This is a genomic window from Rhodoferax sp. RT4P68 (assembly GCF_056521305.1).
The window spans coordinates 243,073-260,852 of the sequence record NZ_JBWMBB010000001.1 but is presented as its reverse complement, the minus strand read 5'-3'; the positions used below and the strand labels follow the sequence as shown (position 1 = coordinate 260,852).

Genomic DNA, 17,780 nt, shown 5'->3' with positions numbered 1-17,780 from the left:
GTGCGGGTCGGCTGCGCGATCCGTCACCCCCGGTGGCGCAGCCCCGATGCCATGGGCCACCGGGACCAGCGCGGCCGGGCGCGTGAACTTCACCCGGGCGCTACGCCACAGCCGCCTGGCGCGTTGGCACCTCGACGCTGCCCTGCGCCCTTTGAAACGCGGCCAGGCGCAGCTGGCGCAATGTCTGAGCCACAGCCACGCTCTTCTCCTTGACGTGCCCGTAGCCGCGGATCTCGTCCGGCACGCTCGCGAGGGCCACGGCCGCGCCGTGGTTGGCGGGCTTGAGCCGGGCGCAGACCATGTCCAGTTCCTCGATGTAGTCCGCGATCAGCTGGCGCTCCTGCCGGCGTTCGTCCGTCTTGCCGAAGGGATCGAGCGCACTGCCACGCAAGCGCTTGAGCCGCGCCAGCCACTTGAACGCACCGAGCACCCAGCCGCCGAAAGCGCGCTTTTGCAGCGCGCCGGTCACCGCGTCGCGCTTGGCGATGCTGGGCGGCGCCAGGTGGTACTGCAGGCTGTAGCCGTGGGGGAACTGCGCGTCCAGGCTGGCCAGAAACGCCGGGTCGGCATGCAGGCGCGCCACCTCGTACTCGTCCTTGTAAGCCATGAGTTTGTAGAGGTAGCGCGCTGCCGCCTCGACCAGCGCGGCCTCGCCGGGCACGGCCTTGCGCTCGGCCTGCGCCACGCGCGCGATCACCTCGGCGTAGCGGCGTGCGTAGGCTTCGTCCTGGAAGGCGATCAGCTCGGGCACACGCGCTTGCAGCATGCGCCGCAGTTCGCCGCGCGCGCCGGTTTGCTCGACGATGGCCAGCGCCGCAGCGCTGAGCGCGGCCGGCGCCGGCGCGCCGCTGCGCGCCCTGGCGACCTCGGCCTCGACGAAGCACCGGTCCACCACCGCCATGCGGCCCCAGCGAAAGGCCGCCAGACTCATCTCCACGCCCACGCCCGACTGCCGGATGGCGGTCTCGATCGACTCGGCCTTCAAGGGCAGCGCACCGGCCTGGAAGGCCACGCCGACCATGAAGTTGTTGGTCGCCATCGCATCGCCGAACAGGCCCTCGGCCATGGCCTGCCCGTCCAGGTACACGTTGTCGGCCTTGCGCGTGACGCGGTCGATGCCGGCCGTGAGCACCCGTGGCGCCGGGAACAGCACATGGCGGTCGGCGATCATCTGGCCGGTCGGCGTCTGGGTGACCGACACCACGGCGATGGTGCGCGTGGGGTGGCACTTGTCCAGGTTCTTGGCGTCGGTGGCGTTGAGCAGGTCGAACCCCAGGTAGAGGTCGGCACGGCCGTCGCTGATCTTGTTGGCGCCGTCGAACGGCGCGTTGGTGATCTTGATGTCGGAGATCACCGCGCCGCCCTTTTGCGCCAGGCCGGTCTGGTCCAGGCCGATGACGTGTTTGCCTTCGAGCCGCGCGGCGTTGGCGATGGTGGCCACGACCGTCACCGAGCCGGTGCCGCCAATGCCCATCACATGGATGCCGAAGCCGAAACTGGCGTCGACCTTGGAGACCGGCTCGGGCAGGTCGACGTCCAGCGTGGGGATGCGGCCCTTCTTTTTCTTCGTCGGCGCGTCGCCCGTGGCAGGCGGTGCGTTCGGCGTGACGGTGAGGAACGACGGGCAGAAGCCCTTGACGCAGCTGAAATCCTTGTTGCAGGAGCTCTGGTGGATGCGGGTCTTGCGGCCGAACTCGGTCTGCACCGGCTCCACGCTCATGCAGTTGGACTTGACGCCGCAGTCGCCGCAGCCTTCGCACACGCGCTCGTTGATGACGGTGACCTGCACCGGCTCCTCGGCCTTGCCCCGGCCGCGGGCGCGGCGCAGCTCGGCCGCGCACTCCTGGTCGTGGATGAGCACGGTGGTGGCTTCCACGCCGGCCAGCGAACGCTGCGCTTCATCGAGCCGGTCACGGTGCCAGACCTCGGTGCCGCCGGCCAGCGTCACGCCTGCGTAGCGCGTGGGGTCGTCGGTGGTGACGAGCACCTTCCTGACGCCGTTGGCCAGCAGGTCGCCCACCATGTTGGCCACCGGATGCGCGCCCATGATGGCCTGGCCGCCGGTCATCGAGGTATGCGCATTGACCAGCAGTTTGAAGGTGATGCGTGCGTTGTTGGCGGCGGCGTAGCGGATGGCCAGGCTGCCGGAGTGGGCGTAGGTGCCGTCGCCCATGTTCTGGAAGATGTGCGGCGTGTCGGTGAACGGCGCCATGCCGATCCACTGCGCGCCCTCGGCGCCCATGTGGGTGCCCATCACCACGTTGCGGCCCATCCACATCGCCATGGTGTGGCAGCCGATGCCGGCCGAGACGATGGAGCCCTCGGGCGCCTGGGTGGAGCTGTTGTGCGGGCAGCCCGAACAGAACCAGGCGGTGCGGGTGGCGGTGGCGAGCTTGTCGCGGGCGTGGATGTCGTCCAGCCGCGCCAGCCAGGCGTCGGCCGATTCGACGCGCGCCTTGCGCGACAAGCGCTGGATGAGCGCGCGGCCGATCACGTCGGACTCGAACTCGCCGTAGTGCGGCAGCAGTTCGCGCTCTTCCTCGTCGAACTTGCCGACGATGCGCGGCGCGTTGGCCATGCCATAGAGCACGTTCTTGGCGAACATCTCCAGGAACGGGCGCTTCTCTTCGATGACGAAGATCTCTTCGAGACCTCGCGCGAACTCGCGCACCACCGTCGGCTCCATCGGAAACAGCATGCCCATCTTCAGGATGCGGATGCCGTAGCGCTGCAGTGCCGCGTCGTCCAGGCCGAGTTCTAGGAACGTCTGGCGCAGGTCGTTGTAGGTCTTGCCGGCGGTGAGGATGCCCAGCCACGCGTCGCGGTTGGGCAGCACCACATGGTTGAGCCGGTTGGCGGCGGCGTAACGCTTGGCGATTTCCAGGCGCCGGGTGTAGAGCGATTGCTCCATCTCCAGCGCTTCGGCGCGCACGTTCATGCCCAGGTTCATGCGGGGCGCGAAAGGCACGCCATCGAATGTCAGGTCGGGCGTGACGAAGTCCAGGCGCTCGGGGTCGACGCAGGCCGTGCCCGAGCCGTCGGCCACGTTGGTGACGATCTTCATGCCCACCCACAGGCCGGACAGGCGCGACATCTGGTAGCCGTGCAGGCCGTAGTCCAGGATCTCCTGCACGTTGGCCGGGTACAGGCTGGGGATGCCCACGTGCATGAGCATGGGCTCGGACTGGCTGGCCAGCGAGCTGCTCTTGCAGCTGGGGTCGTCGCCGGCAATGGCCAGCACGCCGCCGTTCTTGCCGATGCCGGTGTAGTTGGCGTGCTTGAGCGCATCGCCCGAGCGGTCCACGCCGGGGGCCTTGCCGTACCACAGGCCGGTGACGCCGTCGAACTTTTGCTTGCCCACGGTGTGCAGCATCTGTGTGCCCCACACGGCGGTGGCGGCCAGATCTTCGTTCAGGCCGTCAACAAAGTGGATGTGCTGGGACAAGAGGAGCTTTTGCTGCTTGATGAGCGCCGCGTCCAGCATGCCGACCGGGGAGCCCCGGTAGCCGCTGACGAACATGCCGGTCTTCAAACCCCGGCGTGCATCGGTGCGCACCTGGTCCAGCGTCAGGCGCACGATCGCGTCGATGCCGCCCAGGTGGATCTGCCCTGTTTCCTGGGTGAAGTTGTTGGGGGCTTCACTTTTTTTGGTTGCCATGGCGGCCTCTCGTCTGTGGTCTTGTGGGGTGCTTGCAGGAAGGTGGTGGTGCCGGGGCCATCAATGCCGGTGGCCCAGGTAGGCCTCGATCACCTTGGGGTGCTGCTGCAGTTCCTTCGCCGGGCCTTCCAGCGTGGTTTCACCCAGCTCCAGCACATAGGCGTGGTCGGACACCTTCAATGCAGCGCGCGAGTTCTGCTCGATCAGCAGGGTGGCCACGCCGGTGTCGCGCAGGCGCGAGATGACGCGGAACACCTCGTCCATGATCAGCGGGGCCAGGCCCAGCGACGGCTCGTCCAGCATCAGCACCTTGGGGCAGCTCATGAGCGCACGGCCGATCACCAGCATCTGGCGCTCACCGCCCGACAGCGTGCCGGCCATCTGGCTGCGCCGCTCCTTCAGGCGCGGGAAGGTGGCATAGATCGATTCCAGCCGTTCGTCGCGCGCCTGCGCACCCGCGCGGCGCTGCAGGTAGCCGCCCAGCTCCAGGTTGTCCTGGATGCTCATGGTGTTGAACAGCTCGCGCGATTCGGGCACCAGGGCCAGGCCACGGGCCACGCGTCGCTCCACCGGCAGGCCGCTGATGTCCTGCCCCTCATAGCGCACCTGGCCGCGCACGCGGCCGTTGCCGGGCAGGTTGCCCATCAGCGCGTTGAGCAGGCTGGACTTGCCGGCACCGTTGGGGCCGATCACGCAGACGATCTGGCCAGGCCGCACGGTGATGCTGGCGTTGGTCAACGCCGGCACCTGGCCATAGTCGACGCACAACTTGTGCGATTGCAGGATGGGTTCGGTCACAGCTCAACACCTCCAAGGTAAGCCCGCAGCACAGCGGGATCGTCACGCACCACTGCCGGCGTGCCCTGCGCGATCAGGGTGCCGAATTCCATGACCACGAGGCGGTCGGTCAGCCCCATGACGAAGTCCATGTCGTGCTCCACGATCAGCACGCCCATGCCCTCCTTGCGCAGCTGGCCCAGCAGGTCGGCCAGGGATTGCTTTTCCTTCAGGCGCAGGCCGGCGGCCGGCTCGTCCAGTAGCAGCACGGCCGGGTCGGTGCACAGGGCGCGGGCGATCTCCAGGATGCGCTGCTGGCCCAGCGCGAGGCTGCCGGCCGGTTGGTCCAGCAGGTCGCCCAGGCCGACACGGCGCAGCTGGGTGGCGGCCAGGTGCATCAGCCGCGCTTCTTCGGCCTGGTTGGTGCGCAGCGCGGCGCCGACGATGCCGCCGTTCCCACGCAGGTAGGCGCCGATGGCCACGTTCTCCAGCACGCTCATCTCCGGCATCAGGCGCACATGCTGGAAGGTGCGGGCCACGCCCAGCCGCACGATGGCGCGCGAGGGCAGCGAGTCCACCCGTTGGCCCAGGAAGCGGATCTCGCCCGAGGTCACCGGCAGCACGCCGGTGATGAGGTTGAACATGGTCGACTTGCCGGCCCCGTTGGGCCCGATCAAGCCGACGATCTCGCCGGCATGCAGGTCGAACACCATGTCGTTGACGGCCAGCAGACCGCCGAACTGCTTGCGCGCCTTGCGCACCTGCAGCACCGACTCGCCACGCGCCGGCATCACCCGGCTGGGCAACTGGGCAAAGCCTGCGGGCTCCTGCACCGGCGCGCGGGAGACGCGGGTCTGCGGCACCCAGCGCCGCCACAGCGCCTGCACCCCCGGCCACAGGCCACTGCTGGCAAATTGCAGCACGACGATGATGATCAGGCCGAAGGCCACGATCTCGAAGTTGCCGCTGGAGCCCAGCAGCCTGGGCAGCCAGTCCTGCAGCTCGCCCTTGAGCATCGTCAGCAGCCCCGCGCCCAGGATGGCGCCCCACACATGGGCGGCACCGCCGACCACGGCCATGAACAGGTACTCGATGCCCGCGTTCAGGCCGAACGGCGTGGCATTGATCGAGCGCTGCAAGTGGGCGTAGAGCCACCCGCCCACGCTGGCCATGGCCGCCGCCATCACGAAGGCTGCCAGCTTGTAGCGTGCCGTGTTGGCGCCCATGGCCTCGGCCATGACCACGCCGCCATGCAGCGCCCGGATGGTGCGGCCGGGTCGCGAGTCCAGCACGTTGAGCGTGACCACCACGCAGCCCAGCACGCACAGCCAGATGAGCGGGAACACCCTGTCGGGCGTGTCCAGCACCCAGGGGCCGATGGCGATCGGGGGGATGCCCACCAGGCCGTCGTACTTGCCCAGAAACTCCAGCGTGCCGAACAGGTAGTACAGCGACAGGCCCCAGGCGATGGTGGCCAGCGGCAGGAAGTGGCCCGACAGCCGCACCGTGAGCGAGCCGATCAGCGCGGCAGCCACCGCCGACAGCGCCGTGCCCGCCAGCAGGCCGGCCCAGGGCGACCAGCCGTGCGCCGTGCACAGCAGCGCCGTGGTGTAGGCGCCCAGGCCCACGAAGGCGGCCTGGCCGAACGAGGTGAGGCCGGCGACACCGGTCAACAGCACCAGGCCGATGGCCACCACGGCGGCCACGCCGATGTAGCAGCCCAGCGTGTACCAGAACGGCGGCACGGGCAGCCACGGCAGCGCGAGCATCAGCAGAAAGAAGACCACGGCAGGGCCGCGTGCGAACAAGCGTGCAAACATCATTCTTCCTCGACGTGGCGGGTGGTCAGCGAGCGCCAGAACAGCACCGGGATGATCAGCGTGAAGACGATGACTTCCTTGTAGGCACTGGCCCAGTAGGACCCATAGCTTTCGATCAGGCCGACCAGCAATGCGCCGGCGGCCGCCAGCGGGTAGCTGGCCAGTGCGCCGACGATGGCGGCGACGAAGCCCTTCAGCGCGATGAGAAATCCCGTGTCGTACTGCACCGTGGTCAGCGGCCCCATCAGCACACCGGCGAGCACGGCCATGGCGCTGGCCAGCGCAAAGGCTAGGCGGCCGGCACGCTGCGGCGCAATGCCCACGAGGCGGGCGCCAGCCCGGTTGATGGCGGTGGCGCGCAGCGCCTTGCCGGTGAGGGTGTGCGTGAAGACGAGGTAGAGCGCGGCAATCCATGCGGCCGACGCGAGCACGACGAGCAGGCTCTGGCCGGACAGCACCAGGGCGCCAAAGCTCCATGTCGTCTCGTTCAGCGGCTCGGTGCGCGCACCCTCGGGCCCGAAAGCCAGCAAGCCCAGGCCCATCAGCACGAAGTGCACGCCGACCGACATGATCAGCAGCACCAGCACCGAGGCGTTCATCGCCGGCTGGAACACCAGCCGGTAGATCATGGCGCCCATGGGGACGATGAGCGCGACCGTCATCGCCAGTTGCGCCAGCAGGCCCGCCGTGTCGAAGCGCACCACCTTGAGCACGCCCACCAGGGCCAGTGGCAGCATCAGGTTGAGCGCCACGCTCCCCAGCCAGGTGCGTGCCGGTGTGGCGCGGCCCTGCCGTGCGGCCCACAGGGCCTGCAGCGCATCCAGCGCAAAGGCGCAGCAGCCGAAGGCCAGCAGCAGCCAGGCGGTGTTGGGCCACTGGCCCGACTGCAGGGCCGCCAGCGTCAGCGCCGCAAAGGCCACCAGTTCGCCCTGCGCCACGAAGATCACCCGTGTCACCGAGAACAGCAGTACCAGCGCCATCGCGCGCAGCGCATAGACCGCGCCGTTGGTCATGCCATCCTGGGCCAGGATGGCGGTTGTCGAAAAGTCCATGCGTCAGTTCCCCTCGGTGGTACGGAAGACGAAAGCGTCACTGTGGAAATGGGCCGGGTCGAGCTGACCCTGCTGCGTGAAATCGCGCCGGGCCGCGTCGACCATCAGCGGGTGGCCACAGGCGTAGACCTCGTGGCGGCGCAGGTCGGGCCAGTCCTCCAGCACGGCCGTATGCACCATGCCGCGCCGGCCGGCCCAAGCGTCGCTGGGGTCGGACAGCACCGGCACCAGGCGCACGCCGGGGTGCGCGTCGTGCCATTGCGAAAGCGACGGCGCGCCGTACAGGTCTTCCGCGCGGCGCCCGCCCCAATACAGCACCGCCCCGCGCTCGGCCAGCTGCGCGCCGTGCGCTGCCAGCATCGAGGCGATGGGCGCGTAGCCGGTGCCCGAGGCCAGCAGCACGACGGGCGCCGTGCCCTCGCGCAAGGTGAAGCTGCCGAACGGCCCTTCGATGCGCAGCAGGTCGCGTGCCTTGAGCTTGTCGTAGGCGTGGGCAGAAAAGCGCCCGCCTTCGATGCGGCGGACATGCCATTCCAGCAGGCCCTCTTCGTTGGGCGCGTTGGCCATGGAATAGCTGCGCCGCGTGCCGTCGCGCAGCACCACCTCGGCGTATTGGCCGGCCTTGAAACGCCAGCCCGACGCGGGTGGCACCTGCAACCGCACCACCGTGACATCGGCACTGGGGCGCTGCACGTCGACCACGCGCGCGCCGGCCTGCACGACGCGCTGCCCCGGCTCGGCCGGCACGCCCGGCGCGCGCAGCACCAGGTCGGCCAGTGGGCGGGCCTGGCAAGCCAGGCATTCGCCCACCGGCGTTTCTGCCAGCGCCGTGGCGCCGGGCACCGCATCGGTATAGCTGATGCCGCCGGTCTCCAACGGCAGTCGGCAGGTGCCGCAGGTGCCGATGCGGCAACTGTGTGGCAGCCAATAACCGGCGGCGACGGCCGCGTCGAGCACGGTCTGGTCCGGACGGCAGGCAAATTGCCCACCGGCCGGGTCGATTCGAATCTGGAACATGTTCTCCTCCATGGGGGTTGCCGGCCCGCCGCTGCATGCGGCAGGCACGGCGGTCGGTTCTTATTTGAGAAAGATGACGCGGTCGGACTGCGGGTTGGTGTGCAGCATCAGCACGTCCTCGGCCCGGCGCGTGAGCACGGCGCGCTGGTTGATGTAGCCCTTGTCGGTGATCTCACCGGCGTCCAGGCTGGGCGGCTCCTGCAGCACGAGGGCCATGCCGGGGCACTGCGAGGCGCCACCACCGGCTTCGGCGCGCAACTTGCGCAGGCCCTCGCGCACGTGGGTGTGCAGCTGCTGCGGCGCCAGCTTGGCGGCCTCCGGCGTGGGGAAGATCAACAGGCCCACGGCGTCGCGGTCATGGCCGGTGATGACGACGTCTTGCGCAAAGGGCGCCAGTGCCGTCACGGCGGCCACGCGCAAGGTGCCCACCGAGACCCAGGTGCCGGTGGTCAGCTTGAAGTCTTCTGCCACGCGGCCGTTGAAGGCGATGCCCTTCTCGGGCAACTTCGCGTCCACCAGCCGGCCGGCGTCGCCGATCACGTAGTAGCCGTCCTCGTCGAACGCGTCGGCAGTGCCTTGCGGGTTGTTCAGGTAGCCCGCGAATACCTGCGGCCCCTTGACGCGCATCTCCAGCTTGTCGCCGTTGGGCAGGAACTTGATGGCCGTGCCCGCCACCGGCAGGCCGATGTTGCCCGGCCCGTCCAGCCGCCAGTGCACGTTGGTCAGCAGGGGCGCCGTCTCGGTGGCGCCCCAGGCGGAGGTGAACCACACCTCCTCGCCCATCACCTTCTTGGCCGAGCGCTCCAGGCGGTCCCAGGTCGACTGGGGCAAGGCCGCGGCGGCATAGAACATGGCCCGCAGGCGGCCGAAGAAATCGCGCGCGAAGGTCTCGTCTTCTTCCAGGAACGAGGCCAGCGCGTCGAAGCCGCGCGGCACGTTGAAGTACAGGTTGGGCTGCACCTCGCGCAGGTTGCGCACCGACTTTTCCATCTGCCCCGGCACGGGCCGGCCTTCGTCGATGTGCAGGCTGCCGCCGTTGGCCAGCACCATGTTGAAGGTGAAGTTCGAGCCGAAGGTGTGGCTCCAGGGCAGCCAGTCGACGAGCACGGGCCGCGTGTCCTTCAGGAAGGGCCAGCTCAGCTGCACCTGCTTCTGGTTGGCGCACAGCATGCGGTGGGTGTTGACGACGGCCTTGGGCCGCCCCGTCGAGCCCGAGGTCAGCAGGTACTTGGCGTGCGTGTCCGGCGTGATCTGCGCGAACGCCTGCATGACGGCGGGGCCCTCATCGCTGCGTTCCAGTTCGCTGAAGCTGACGCTGCCCTGCACCTGGTAGGCGTTGTGGCCCAGCACCACCGGGCAGTTCGCCATGGCGGCGCGGATGGCCGGGCCGTAGACGGCGCCATCGCTCGCATAGATCACGCCGGGCGCGAGCTCGTCCAGGATGGCCACGACCTTGCTGAACTCCTTGGCCAGGCGCGAGTAGGCGCTCGACACGGTGGTGTAGGGCCGGCCGATGTGCAGGGTGGCCAGCATCAGCAGCGCCTGCTCCAGGCTGTTGTCAGACAGGCAGACCACGGGCTGCGTCGGCCCCAGGCCCAGGTCCAGCAGGCCCTGCGCAATGCGGCCCACGCGGATGCGCACCTGGGCATAGGTCAGCCGGATCCAGTGGCCATCGGGGCCGCGCTCGGCCAGGTAGAGCTGGTTGGGCGTGCGTTCGGCCCAATATTCCAACCAGTCGCCGATGCAACGGGTCACCTCGCCCAGGGGTTCGGAGCAGGCCAGGATGAACCCGCCCTTGGACAGGTCGATGCGTGTGACGCGCGGCGGCGCCAGCATGCCGGGGTTGTCGAAGAAGCTCATGCTGTCCTCACTTGATGAGTTGCCAGGCGTTCTTCTGGATGCCCAGCAGCACGCGCGAGCGCACGTCGAAGCCGGAATGGTCCTGCGGGCTCATCGTGATCACGCCATGCGTGACCGCCAGCCCCTTGGTCCCTTCGATCGCATCGCGCAAGGCCTGGCGGAACTCCACGCTGCCCGGTGCGTTCTTCGTCGCGGCCTGTGCCACGGCTTTGTCCAGCACCAGGTAGGCGTCTTGCGCGTAGGCGCCGAAGTTGTTGCGCGAGCCGGCGCCGTGCTTGGCCTCGTAGGCCTTCACGTAGGCCAGGCCGATGGCCTTGGAGGGGTGGCTGTCGGGCAATTGCTCGGCCACCAGAACCGGCCCCGAGGGCAGGATGGCGCCTTCGTCGGCTGCGCCAGAGACGCGCAGGAAGTCGTTGTTGGCCACGCCGTGGGTCTGGTAGATCTGGCCCTTGTAGCCACGCTCGCGCAGCGCACGCATCGGCAGCGCGGCCGGGCTGCCACTGGCGCCCACCAGCACGGCATCGGCCTGGGCGCCCACCAGCTTCAAGGTTTGCGCTGTGACGGACGTGTCGCTGCGGGCATAGCGCTCGCTGGCCACCAGCTTGATGCCCATGGCCTCGCTGCGCGCCGTGGCTTCCTTCAGCCAGGACTCACCCCAGGCGTCGGCAAAGCCGATGTAGCCCAGCGTCTTCACGCCGTTGGCCTTCATGTGGTCGAACAGTGCGCCGGCCATGATGCTGACCGACTGCGGCAGCGAGAACACCCAGGGCAGCTGCTCGGGCTTGACCGCGAACGGCGCCAGCGCGATCTGCGGCGTGCGGGTCTGCGCGGCCACTTCGGCAATGGCCAGCGAGGCCGGCACGGCCGTCGAGCCGATGATCACGTCCACCTTGTCGACATCGACCAGACGGCGTGCGTTCTTGGCCGCCTGCGAGGGGTCGGTGGCGTCGTCGAGCATGACGTAGCGCACCGGCTGGCCGCCCAGGGTCTTGGGGGCCATTTCCAGCGTCTGCTTCTCGGCAATGCCGAGCGAGGCCGCCGGCCCGGTGGCGCTGAGCGACACGCCGACCACGACTTCGCGCGGTTGCGCCAGCGCCGGTCCCGCCGCGGCCAGCGCCGTGGCCAGGCCCGTCAACATCCATTTGCGTCTTTGCATTTCTTGTCTCCTTCATCAGGGGTGGATGGGCTCGGCCCGTCAAGGCTTGCCCGGGGGGGTGAAAAAAATTCCGCGTTCAGCGCAGGGCGCCCAGGCGTTCGAGCAGGGGGCCGGTCTCGGCCTGCTCGGCGCGCAGTGCCTGCAGGTACTCGGTACGCAGCTCGGCCACGATGTCGGCCACCGGGGCGATGCGGTCGATGCCGCCCACGCCGTGGCCGGCCGACCACACGTCTTTCCAGGCCTTCTTGCGGGTGCTGATGTCGCCGGAAAAGTCGATGCGCTGCTCGGCCTGGAGCGCGTCGCCGCGGATGCCGGCCGCCTCCAGCGTGGGGCGCAGCCAGTTGGCTTCCACGCCGGACACGGCCTTGGTCAGCACCAGATCTTCCAGGTGGCTTTGCACCAGCATCTCGCGGTATTGAGGGGTGGCCAGGCTTTCGGTGGCCGCGATGAAGCGCGTGCCCGCGACGACGAAGTCCACGCCCAGGCGCTGCGCGGCGCGGATGTCCACGCCGCGCGTGACGGCGCCGGCCAGGCCGAGCGGGCCGCTCCAGAAGCGGCGCACTTCGGCGACGAAGGCAAACGGGTTGTATTGGCCGGTGTGGCCGCCTGCGCCCTGGCACACCAGGATCAGCACGTCGACGCCGGCATCGGCCGCCTTGCGCGCCAGCGTCGGATTGACGACGTCGGCCACCACAATGCCGCCGTAGGCGTGCACCGGCTCCAGCACCCGGCGCGGGCTGCCCAGCGCGGTGGACACGATGCGCGGCTGGTATTCGCACACCAGTTCCAGCTCGCGCTCGAAGCGGTCGTAGGTGCTGTGCACGATCATGTTCAGTGCGAACGGCACGCCGGTGCCGGCGTTCTCCAGGCCGTCCACGGTGCGGGCCAGCCATTCGTCGAGCATCTCGACCGTGCGCGCATTGGCGGCCGGGTAGCTGCCGATCACGCCGGCCCGGGCGCAGGCCACCACCAGCTCGGGGCCGGAGACCAGGAACATGGGCGCGGCCATCAGCGGCAGGGCGCACTGCTGCAGCAGCGCCAGGAAGTCGACCTGCGCCGGCGTCAGGCCGCCGGTGGCGCGTTCGTTCGACGCGGGGATGTGAGGGGACATGGGTTGGCTCGTGTGTGTGAACACCCTTGCGGGCTTGCGCGGGGCGCACGCGTCCCCGCACCCCGACACATCGGGGCGTGGGCACATGGCCTTGCGTGGTGAATGCCTGGCGGGAACCGCTCAGCGCGCGCGCCGGATCTCCCAACCCCCATCGCTGTGGACGATGGTCGCCGTGGTGGCGCGCGAATTGGCCTTGGAGGCCAGCAGCACGTAGTGCCCGGCGTGGTCGTCCGGCTGGGCCATGAACTTCAGCGGCATGGACTCGGCCACCGAAGCCTGGAAGCCGGGGATCTCCGACAGGCGCTGATCCTGGCGCCCCAGCGTGGCCGGGCCGCGCAGCGGTGTGTTGGTGCCACCGGGTGCCACCGCGTTGACGCGCACGTCGGGCGCCAGCTCATAGGCCAGCTGCTTCACCAGCCCCACACCGGCGTGCTTGGAGGCCACGTACAGCGGCCCGCCGCCACCGGGGTAGAAGGCAGCGTTGGACAGCGTGAAGATCATGCTGCCGCCGCTGCGCCGCAGGTGGGCCACGGCCGCACGGGCCGCCAGCACATAGCCCTTGACGTTGACCGCGAAGATCTCGTCGAAGCTGGCGTCCAGATCCTGCGCGCTCAGTTTTTCCAGGCTCGCGAAGAAGTCCCACACGCCAGCATTGCCGACCAGCGTGTCGAGCTTGCCGTAGGCCTGGACCGTGCGCTCCACCGCCGACACGTTGTCCACCGGCGAACGCACGTCGCCCACCGTCACGCAGACCCGCGCGCCGAACTCGGCCTGCAGCGAGTCCACGTGTTCCTGGCTGCGCACCAGCACGCCGACGCCCACCGCGCCTTCGGCGAGGAAGCGTTTCACCACCGCCCGCCCGATGCCCGAACCGCCGCCGGTCACCAGGGCCACATTGCCATCAAGCCATCCCATGATCCTGTCCTCTCACAAGAAGGTGTTGAGGTTCTTGGCCATGAAGACCGACTGCGTGATCAGGATCTTGCGCCGCGCGATCCTGAAGCTGTCGCCATCGGCGCGCAGCACGTCTTCGCGCCGGCCGATCAGCAGATCGTTGTCACGCTCGACGCGGCTGCGGTAGTTCACGAAGGTGCTGTGCACCACGTACTCGCCGGGCACAGCGCCTGCGTAGGCTTCGATGCCGGACACCACATGCACATGGCGCGTGGGCGGGTCCTCGGCCCAGGCCGAAGGCTGCTTGAAGCGGGCGACGCGGCGCGTGAGGTCCAAGAGGTTGTCGTTGTAGAGCGCGCCACGGTCGAGCGCATAGGCGCCGTTCTTGTCGGCGCGGCGGCGGTTCTCCATCGTCGGCATCCAGTAGTGGATGTCCTCGGTCATGAGCGCCAGCCAGGCGTCCCATTGCTCGTGGTCGAGCAGGCGGGCTTCGCGGTAGAGGAACTGCTCGACGCGGTGCAGGGTCTGCGCGTCGACCGGCACTTCGGCCGGTGCCGCTGAGGCGAGGGCGGCGGCGTTCATGCGGCCTCCTGCAGGGTCGGCACGTCGCGCTGGGTGACGCTTTTCCAGTGGTCGGCCTTCAGGAGGTCGAGCCAACGCTGGTAGAAGGCGCGCTGGTTGGCCTCGTTGATCTGGCCACGGAAGACGTTGCCGGGCAGGCCGGAGTCGTGCAGCCGGGTGTCCTGCCCCAGCCCGATGTAGAGGTCTTGCTGGCGCGTGACGAAGCCGGCGTTGACGCGCGTCGAATACTCCCAGTTCTCGCCGTCGTCCATCTCGAACACGCCCGAGGGGCTGAACGTCATCATCGCGCCCTTGCGCCAGGCGTCCTTGATTTCCTGCGGCGCGTTCTTGTTGACGAAGGTCCAGGTGTGCAGCTCGATCTGGCCCGGCCCACGCGGGTGCCAGGTGCGAAAGGTGTTCTGCCCGGGCAGGAACGAGGTGTTGGGGAACAGCGTGCACGAGGAGATGGCGCCGATCATCTTGGAGCGCACCTCGCCCATGCGTTCTTCCACCTGGGGCTGCAGGGTGTAGAGGTACTTGATGATGCTCTTGTCGCCCAGCGTTCCGGCGTTGCCGACGATGTCCTGGTTGAACTCCCAGCCGTGGCCGTTGAAGTTGACGTGGTAGGACTGGTCGGGGAACTTGTGGACCTCGGCCACCGGGCCGCCCACCATGGCCTTGGCGCCGGAGTCGTGCGTCCACAGCGCGTGCAGGATGTCGCCTGTGAAGTTCTCGGAGGCGTATTTCCAGTTGCACGAGATCACCGACTTGACGCAGCCGCCGATGAACTCGGTGCCGCCTTCGTCCATGTTGAACACGGCGTCCAGGTAGTAGCGCATGTCGCCCAGGTAGTCGGCCAGGCTCGGTGCGTCCGGGTCCAGCGTGGCGAAGATGAGCCCACGGTAGCTGTCGATCTTGGCCACAGGATGCAGGCCGTGCCGCGACTTGTCGATGCCGCTGTCTTCGTAAGCCTCGGAGGCCGCCATGCCCTTGAGCGCACCGTCGATGCCGAACGACCAGCCGTGGTAATTGCAGACGAACTGGCGCGCGTTGCCCAGGTCGGCAAAGCACACCTTGTTGCCACGGTGGGGGCAGGTGTTGAGGAAGCCTTTGACGCTGCCATCCTTCTGGCGCACGATCAGCACGCTGTCTTCGCCCATGTAGGTGGCCACGTAGTCGCCGGGCTTGGGCAGCTGAGAATCGTGTGCCACGAACAGCCAGCAGCGCGCGAAGATGCGCTCGAGCTCCTGGTCGTAGATGTCACGGTCCCAGAACACGTCGCGCGACATGCGGCCCGCGTCCAGGTCCATCAGCTGGTCGAGGCGATCGACCGAAGGCGCCACAGGGCGGCGGATCAGGCGCACGGGGACGCCCTTGGGTTCGTTGCTCATGCTCAACACTCCTCTTGTTGATGTGTGGGTGGGAGAGGGAAGGGGGCTCTAGATGGCGCTGGCCGCTTCGTCGGCTTCCTGGTCCAGGTCGACCATGACTTCGTCGCCTTGCTCGATCACCTTGTAGGTGCGCAAGGCGTGTTCACAGGGGAAGCTCAGGGCCTGGCCGGACGGGATGTGGAAGGTGCCGTCGTGCACCGGGCAGGCGATGCAGTCGTCGTCGATGATTTCGCCCTCCGACAACGAGGCCGTGGCATGGGTGCAGGCGTCCTGCGTGGCATAGAACACGCCATCGACGTTGAAGACCGCCAGCGCGTTGCCTTGCAGGTCGACGCGGCGCGCCTGGCCAACGGCCAGGTCGGCCTTGCGGATCAGAAAAATGGGTTGTGACATGGGGGGTTCTTCCTCAGGCGTGGAGTTGCACAAAGCCCAGGCCGGTGACCCATTGCGGAACCGGGGCGTAGTCGATCAGCTCACCCCGGGCACCCGGCAACGCGCCCATGGCGCAGGCCCACTGACGGATTTCCATGCCGCCGTTGCCACCGTGTTCCAGGATGTAGTCGTCGCTCAGCGCGGCCATGGCGTCGGTGTCGCCACGGCAGGCGTAGTCGATGATTTCGCGGTCGAAGGCTTCGTTGACGCGGCCCATTTCGGGCGTGCCGACCCAGTGGCTGATGCCGCCGCTGCCGATGACGACGACGCGCTCGTCCGCCGGCGCGGCCTCGACGGCTGCCCGGATGGCGCCGCCCAATGCGATGGCGCGGCGCATCTTCAGGTAGGGGTCGGAACCCGCCGCCAGGTAGACCGGGATGGTGCCGATCGACAAGCCCTTGGCACGCGCCGGATCCACGATCAGCCGGTCGGGCATGGCCACCGCATGGTCCACGGTGAAGGCGCGTGAGACCGTCCAGTCGAAGCCGTTCTCGAAGCCATGCTCGGCAATGAAGCGTGCCAGCGGTTCCCGCGTGGGGATGGTCTGGCGCCTGAGGCCCGGCATCACGTCGATGGGGCCATCCACGTCACCGGTGCCGATCAGGTACTGCGGCAGGCAGCCGGGGCCGAAGTTCAGGCAGTGGTCGGCGCCGATGATGACGACCGCCGTCGGCTCCAACGCGGCCAGCCGCACGGCGCAGGTCGCAAACGCTGCCCACATGCGGCGGCGCACGTCCAATGCGGGCGCCTCGGGCGCCACGTACATGATCGGGCAATGCGAGACGGCAAAGCCGCCCACGATCTTTCCCATGGTGTGCTCTCCGTTATTGCTTGAGGGCGGCCGAGAAGGTCGGGCCTGAGCCGGGGTCGGCGCCGCGCAGTGCCGTCATGTAGGCCACGGGGCTGCGGTCCGGCGCGTTCTCGGACCAGAAGCCCATGGTCAACATGGCGTTGACGCCGTGGCGCTGCATCGCGGCCACGTCGAAGCCGCGCACCATGGCGCGTTCCTCATCGGTCAGCGCGTAGCGGGCGAGCAGGCCTTCGGGGTCTTCCTTCAGGCGCTGCTTGACGGCGCGGTCGATGCACAGCTGGTGCATCAGTTTTTCCAGAACATTGCGGCTCATGGCGCGACCCTCGCGTCAGGCGCAGAACTGGCGCACGAGATGCAGGAAATCCGCCCGGCGTTCGGTCTGCACCCAGTGGCCGCAGTGGCCGAACAAGTGCAGATCGGCCTGCGGGATCGCCTGGGCCAGCAGCTGGCCGCACTGGGGCGGCACGACGCCGTCTTCGCGGCCGTGCAGCACCAGCGTCGGCGCCTGGATCTGCTTGAGCGAGGCTTCGGGGAAGCCCCTGACGATGGTCGGCCCTTCGGTGTTGGGCTTGGGGATCAGCTTGCGCAGCGCGTCTTGTGAGCCGGGGCGTGCGCTGGCCTCGAACCGCGTGCGGATCATCTCTTCGGTGATGATGGATTGGTCGTAGGGGAACAGCCGCATCGCGCGCTCCATGGCTTCCATGGAGGGCTCGTATTCCCAGGCCGAGCGCAGGCCGGCGGTCTGCTCGAACTCACCGGCTGGCGTGCCCAGCAGCACCAATTTGTCCACGCGCTCGGGCTTGAACAGCGCCAGGCCGATGGCCAAGGCGCCGCCGAAGGAGTTGCCGACGAAGGACGCTTTGTCGATCTGCAGCGCATCCATGATGCCCAGCAGGTGCTTGGTCCACAGCTTGATGTCGTACTTGCTGTCGGCCTTGAACTCCGTGTAGCCGAAGCCTGCGATGTCCGGCGCCACGATGCGGAAGGCGTCGGTCAGCGACGGCCAGACCTTGCCCCAGTTGGTCCAGGCGGACACGCCCGGGCCGGAGCCGTGCAACAGAAAGAGCGGTTTGCCCGCGCCCTCGTCAAAGTAGTTGGTGCGGTGGTCCGCTGCGGTCAGGGTTTTTCCAGTTCCAGTTTGGTTCATCATGGTCTCCATACAGATACGAATGTGTATGGTATGGAGGCGCCGCGATACCCACAAGAGAACTAAGGGAAAGTACTAATGATTTACATCAAA

At 68.3% G+C, this 17,780-nt stretch carries 15 protein-coding genes; all 15 read right to left on the bottom strand.

Annotated features, from left to right (window positions below; translation table 11 throughout):
• Positions 1 to 100: 100 nt before the first annotated feature.
• On the bottom strand, positions 101 to 3,658 hold the full coding sequence (locus AC099J_RS01125; protein WP_479613353.1) for an indolepyruvate ferredoxin oxidoreductase family protein: 3,558 nt from the start codon (positions 3,656 to 3,658) through the stop codon (positions 101 to 103).
• A gap of 60 nt (positions 3,659 to 3,718) precedes the next feature.
• Complete coding sequence (locus AC099J_RS01120) at positions 3,719 to 4,456, bottom strand: ABC transporter ATP-binding protein (RefSeq protein WP_479613352.1); 738 nt, start codon at positions 4,454 to 4,456, stop codon at positions 3,719 to 3,721.
• A complete protein-coding gene (locus AC099J_RS01115; protein ID WP_479613351.1) occupies positions 4,453 to 6,255 on the bottom strand; it encodes a branched-chain amino acid ABC transporter ATP-binding protein/permease in 1,803 nt (600 codons plus the stop codon). Before AC099J_RS01115 ends, AC099J_RS01120 begins: the two co-directional genes overlap by 4 nt.
• Positions 6,255 to 7,307 (bottom strand): branched-chain amino acid ABC transporter permease, encoded by a 1,053-nt coding sequence (locus AC099J_RS01110; protein ID WP_479613350.1) that lies wholly within the window; start codon positions 7,305 to 7,307, stop codon positions 6,255 to 6,257. The genes AC099J_RS01115 and AC099J_RS01110 overlap by 1 nt, the downstream gene beginning before the upstream one ends.
• A 3-nt stretch (positions 7,308 to 7,310) precedes the next feature.
• Entirely contained in the window at positions 7,311 to 8,324 is a 1,014-nt protein-coding gene (locus AC099J_RS01105; RefSeq protein WP_479613349.1) for an FAD-binding oxidoreductase, read from the bottom strand.
• Positions 8,325 to 8,384: 60 nt separating this feature from the next.
• Positions 8,385 to 10,184, bottom strand: coding sequence for a feruloyl-CoA synthase (locus AC099J_RS01100; RefSeq protein ID WP_479613348.1), 1,800 nt, complete (start codon positions 10,182 to 10,184; stop codon positions 8,385 to 8,387).
• 7 nt (positions 10,185 to 10,191) lie between these two features.
• Positions 10,192 to 11,340, bottom strand: coding sequence for an ABC transporter substrate-binding protein (locus tag AC099J_RS01095; protein WP_479613347.1), 1,149 nt, complete (start codon positions 11,338 to 11,340; stop codon positions 10,192 to 10,194).
• 76 nt (positions 11,341 to 11,416) lie between these two features.
• Positions 11,417 to 12,451 carry an NAD(P)H-dependent flavin oxidoreductase gene (locus AC099J_RS01090; RefSeq protein ID WP_479613346.1) on the bottom strand — a complete coding sequence of 345 codons (1,035 nt, stop codon included), beginning with the start codon at positions 12,449 to 12,451 and terminating at the stop codon, positions 11,417 to 11,419.
• Between the two features lie 120 nt (positions 12,452 to 12,571).
• The gene (gene hcaB / locus AC099J_RS01085) at positions 12,572 to 13,366 is read right to left on the bottom strand and encodes a 3-(cis-5,6-dihydroxycyclohexa-1,3-dien-1-yl)propanoate dehydrogenase (protein ID WP_479613345.1); all 795 of its coding nucleotides are present in this window, start codon (positions 13,364 to 13,366) and stop codon (positions 12,572 to 12,574) included.
• Between the two features lie 12 nt (positions 13,367 to 13,378).
• Entirely contained in the window at positions 13,379 to 13,927 is a 549-nt protein-coding gene (locus tag AC099J_RS01080; RefSeq protein WP_479613344.1) for a 3-phenylpropionate/cinnamic acid dioxygenase subunit beta, read from the bottom strand.
• Entirely contained in the window at positions 13,924 to 15,297 is a 1,374-nt protein-coding gene (locus AC099J_RS01075) for an aromatic ring-hydroxylating dioxygenase subunit alpha (RefSeq protein WP_479613343.1), read from the bottom strand. The genes AC099J_RS01080 and AC099J_RS01075 overlap by 4 nt, the downstream gene beginning before the upstream one ends.
• Before the next feature lie 48 nt (positions 15,298 to 15,345).
• Positions 15,346 to 15,690: a non-heme iron oxygenase ferredoxin subunit gene (locus AC099J_RS01070; protein WP_479613342.1), complete on the bottom strand. Its 345-nt coding sequence runs from the start codon at positions 15,688 to 15,690 to the stop codon at positions 15,346 to 15,348.
• 13 nt (positions 15,691 to 15,703) lie between these two features.
• On the bottom strand, positions 15,704 to 16,540 hold the full coding sequence (locus AC099J_RS01065) for a DODA-type extradiol aromatic ring-opening family dioxygenase (protein ID WP_479613341.1): 837 nt from the start codon (positions 16,538 to 16,540) through the stop codon (positions 15,704 to 15,706).
• A 13-nt stretch (positions 16,541 to 16,553) separates the two neighbouring features.
• Positions 16,554 to 16,853: a hypothetical protein gene (locus AC099J_RS01060; protein ID WP_479613340.1), complete on the bottom strand. Its 300-nt coding sequence runs from the start codon at positions 16,851 to 16,853 to the stop codon at positions 16,554 to 16,556.
• 15 nt (positions 16,854 to 16,868) lie between these two features.
• The gene (locus AC099J_RS01055) at positions 16,869 to 17,687 is read right to left on the bottom strand and encodes an alpha/beta fold hydrolase (protein ID WP_479613339.1); all 819 of its coding nucleotides are present in this window, start codon (positions 17,685 to 17,687) and stop codon (positions 16,869 to 16,871) included.
• Positions 17,688 to 17,780 lie beyond the last annotated feature (93 nt).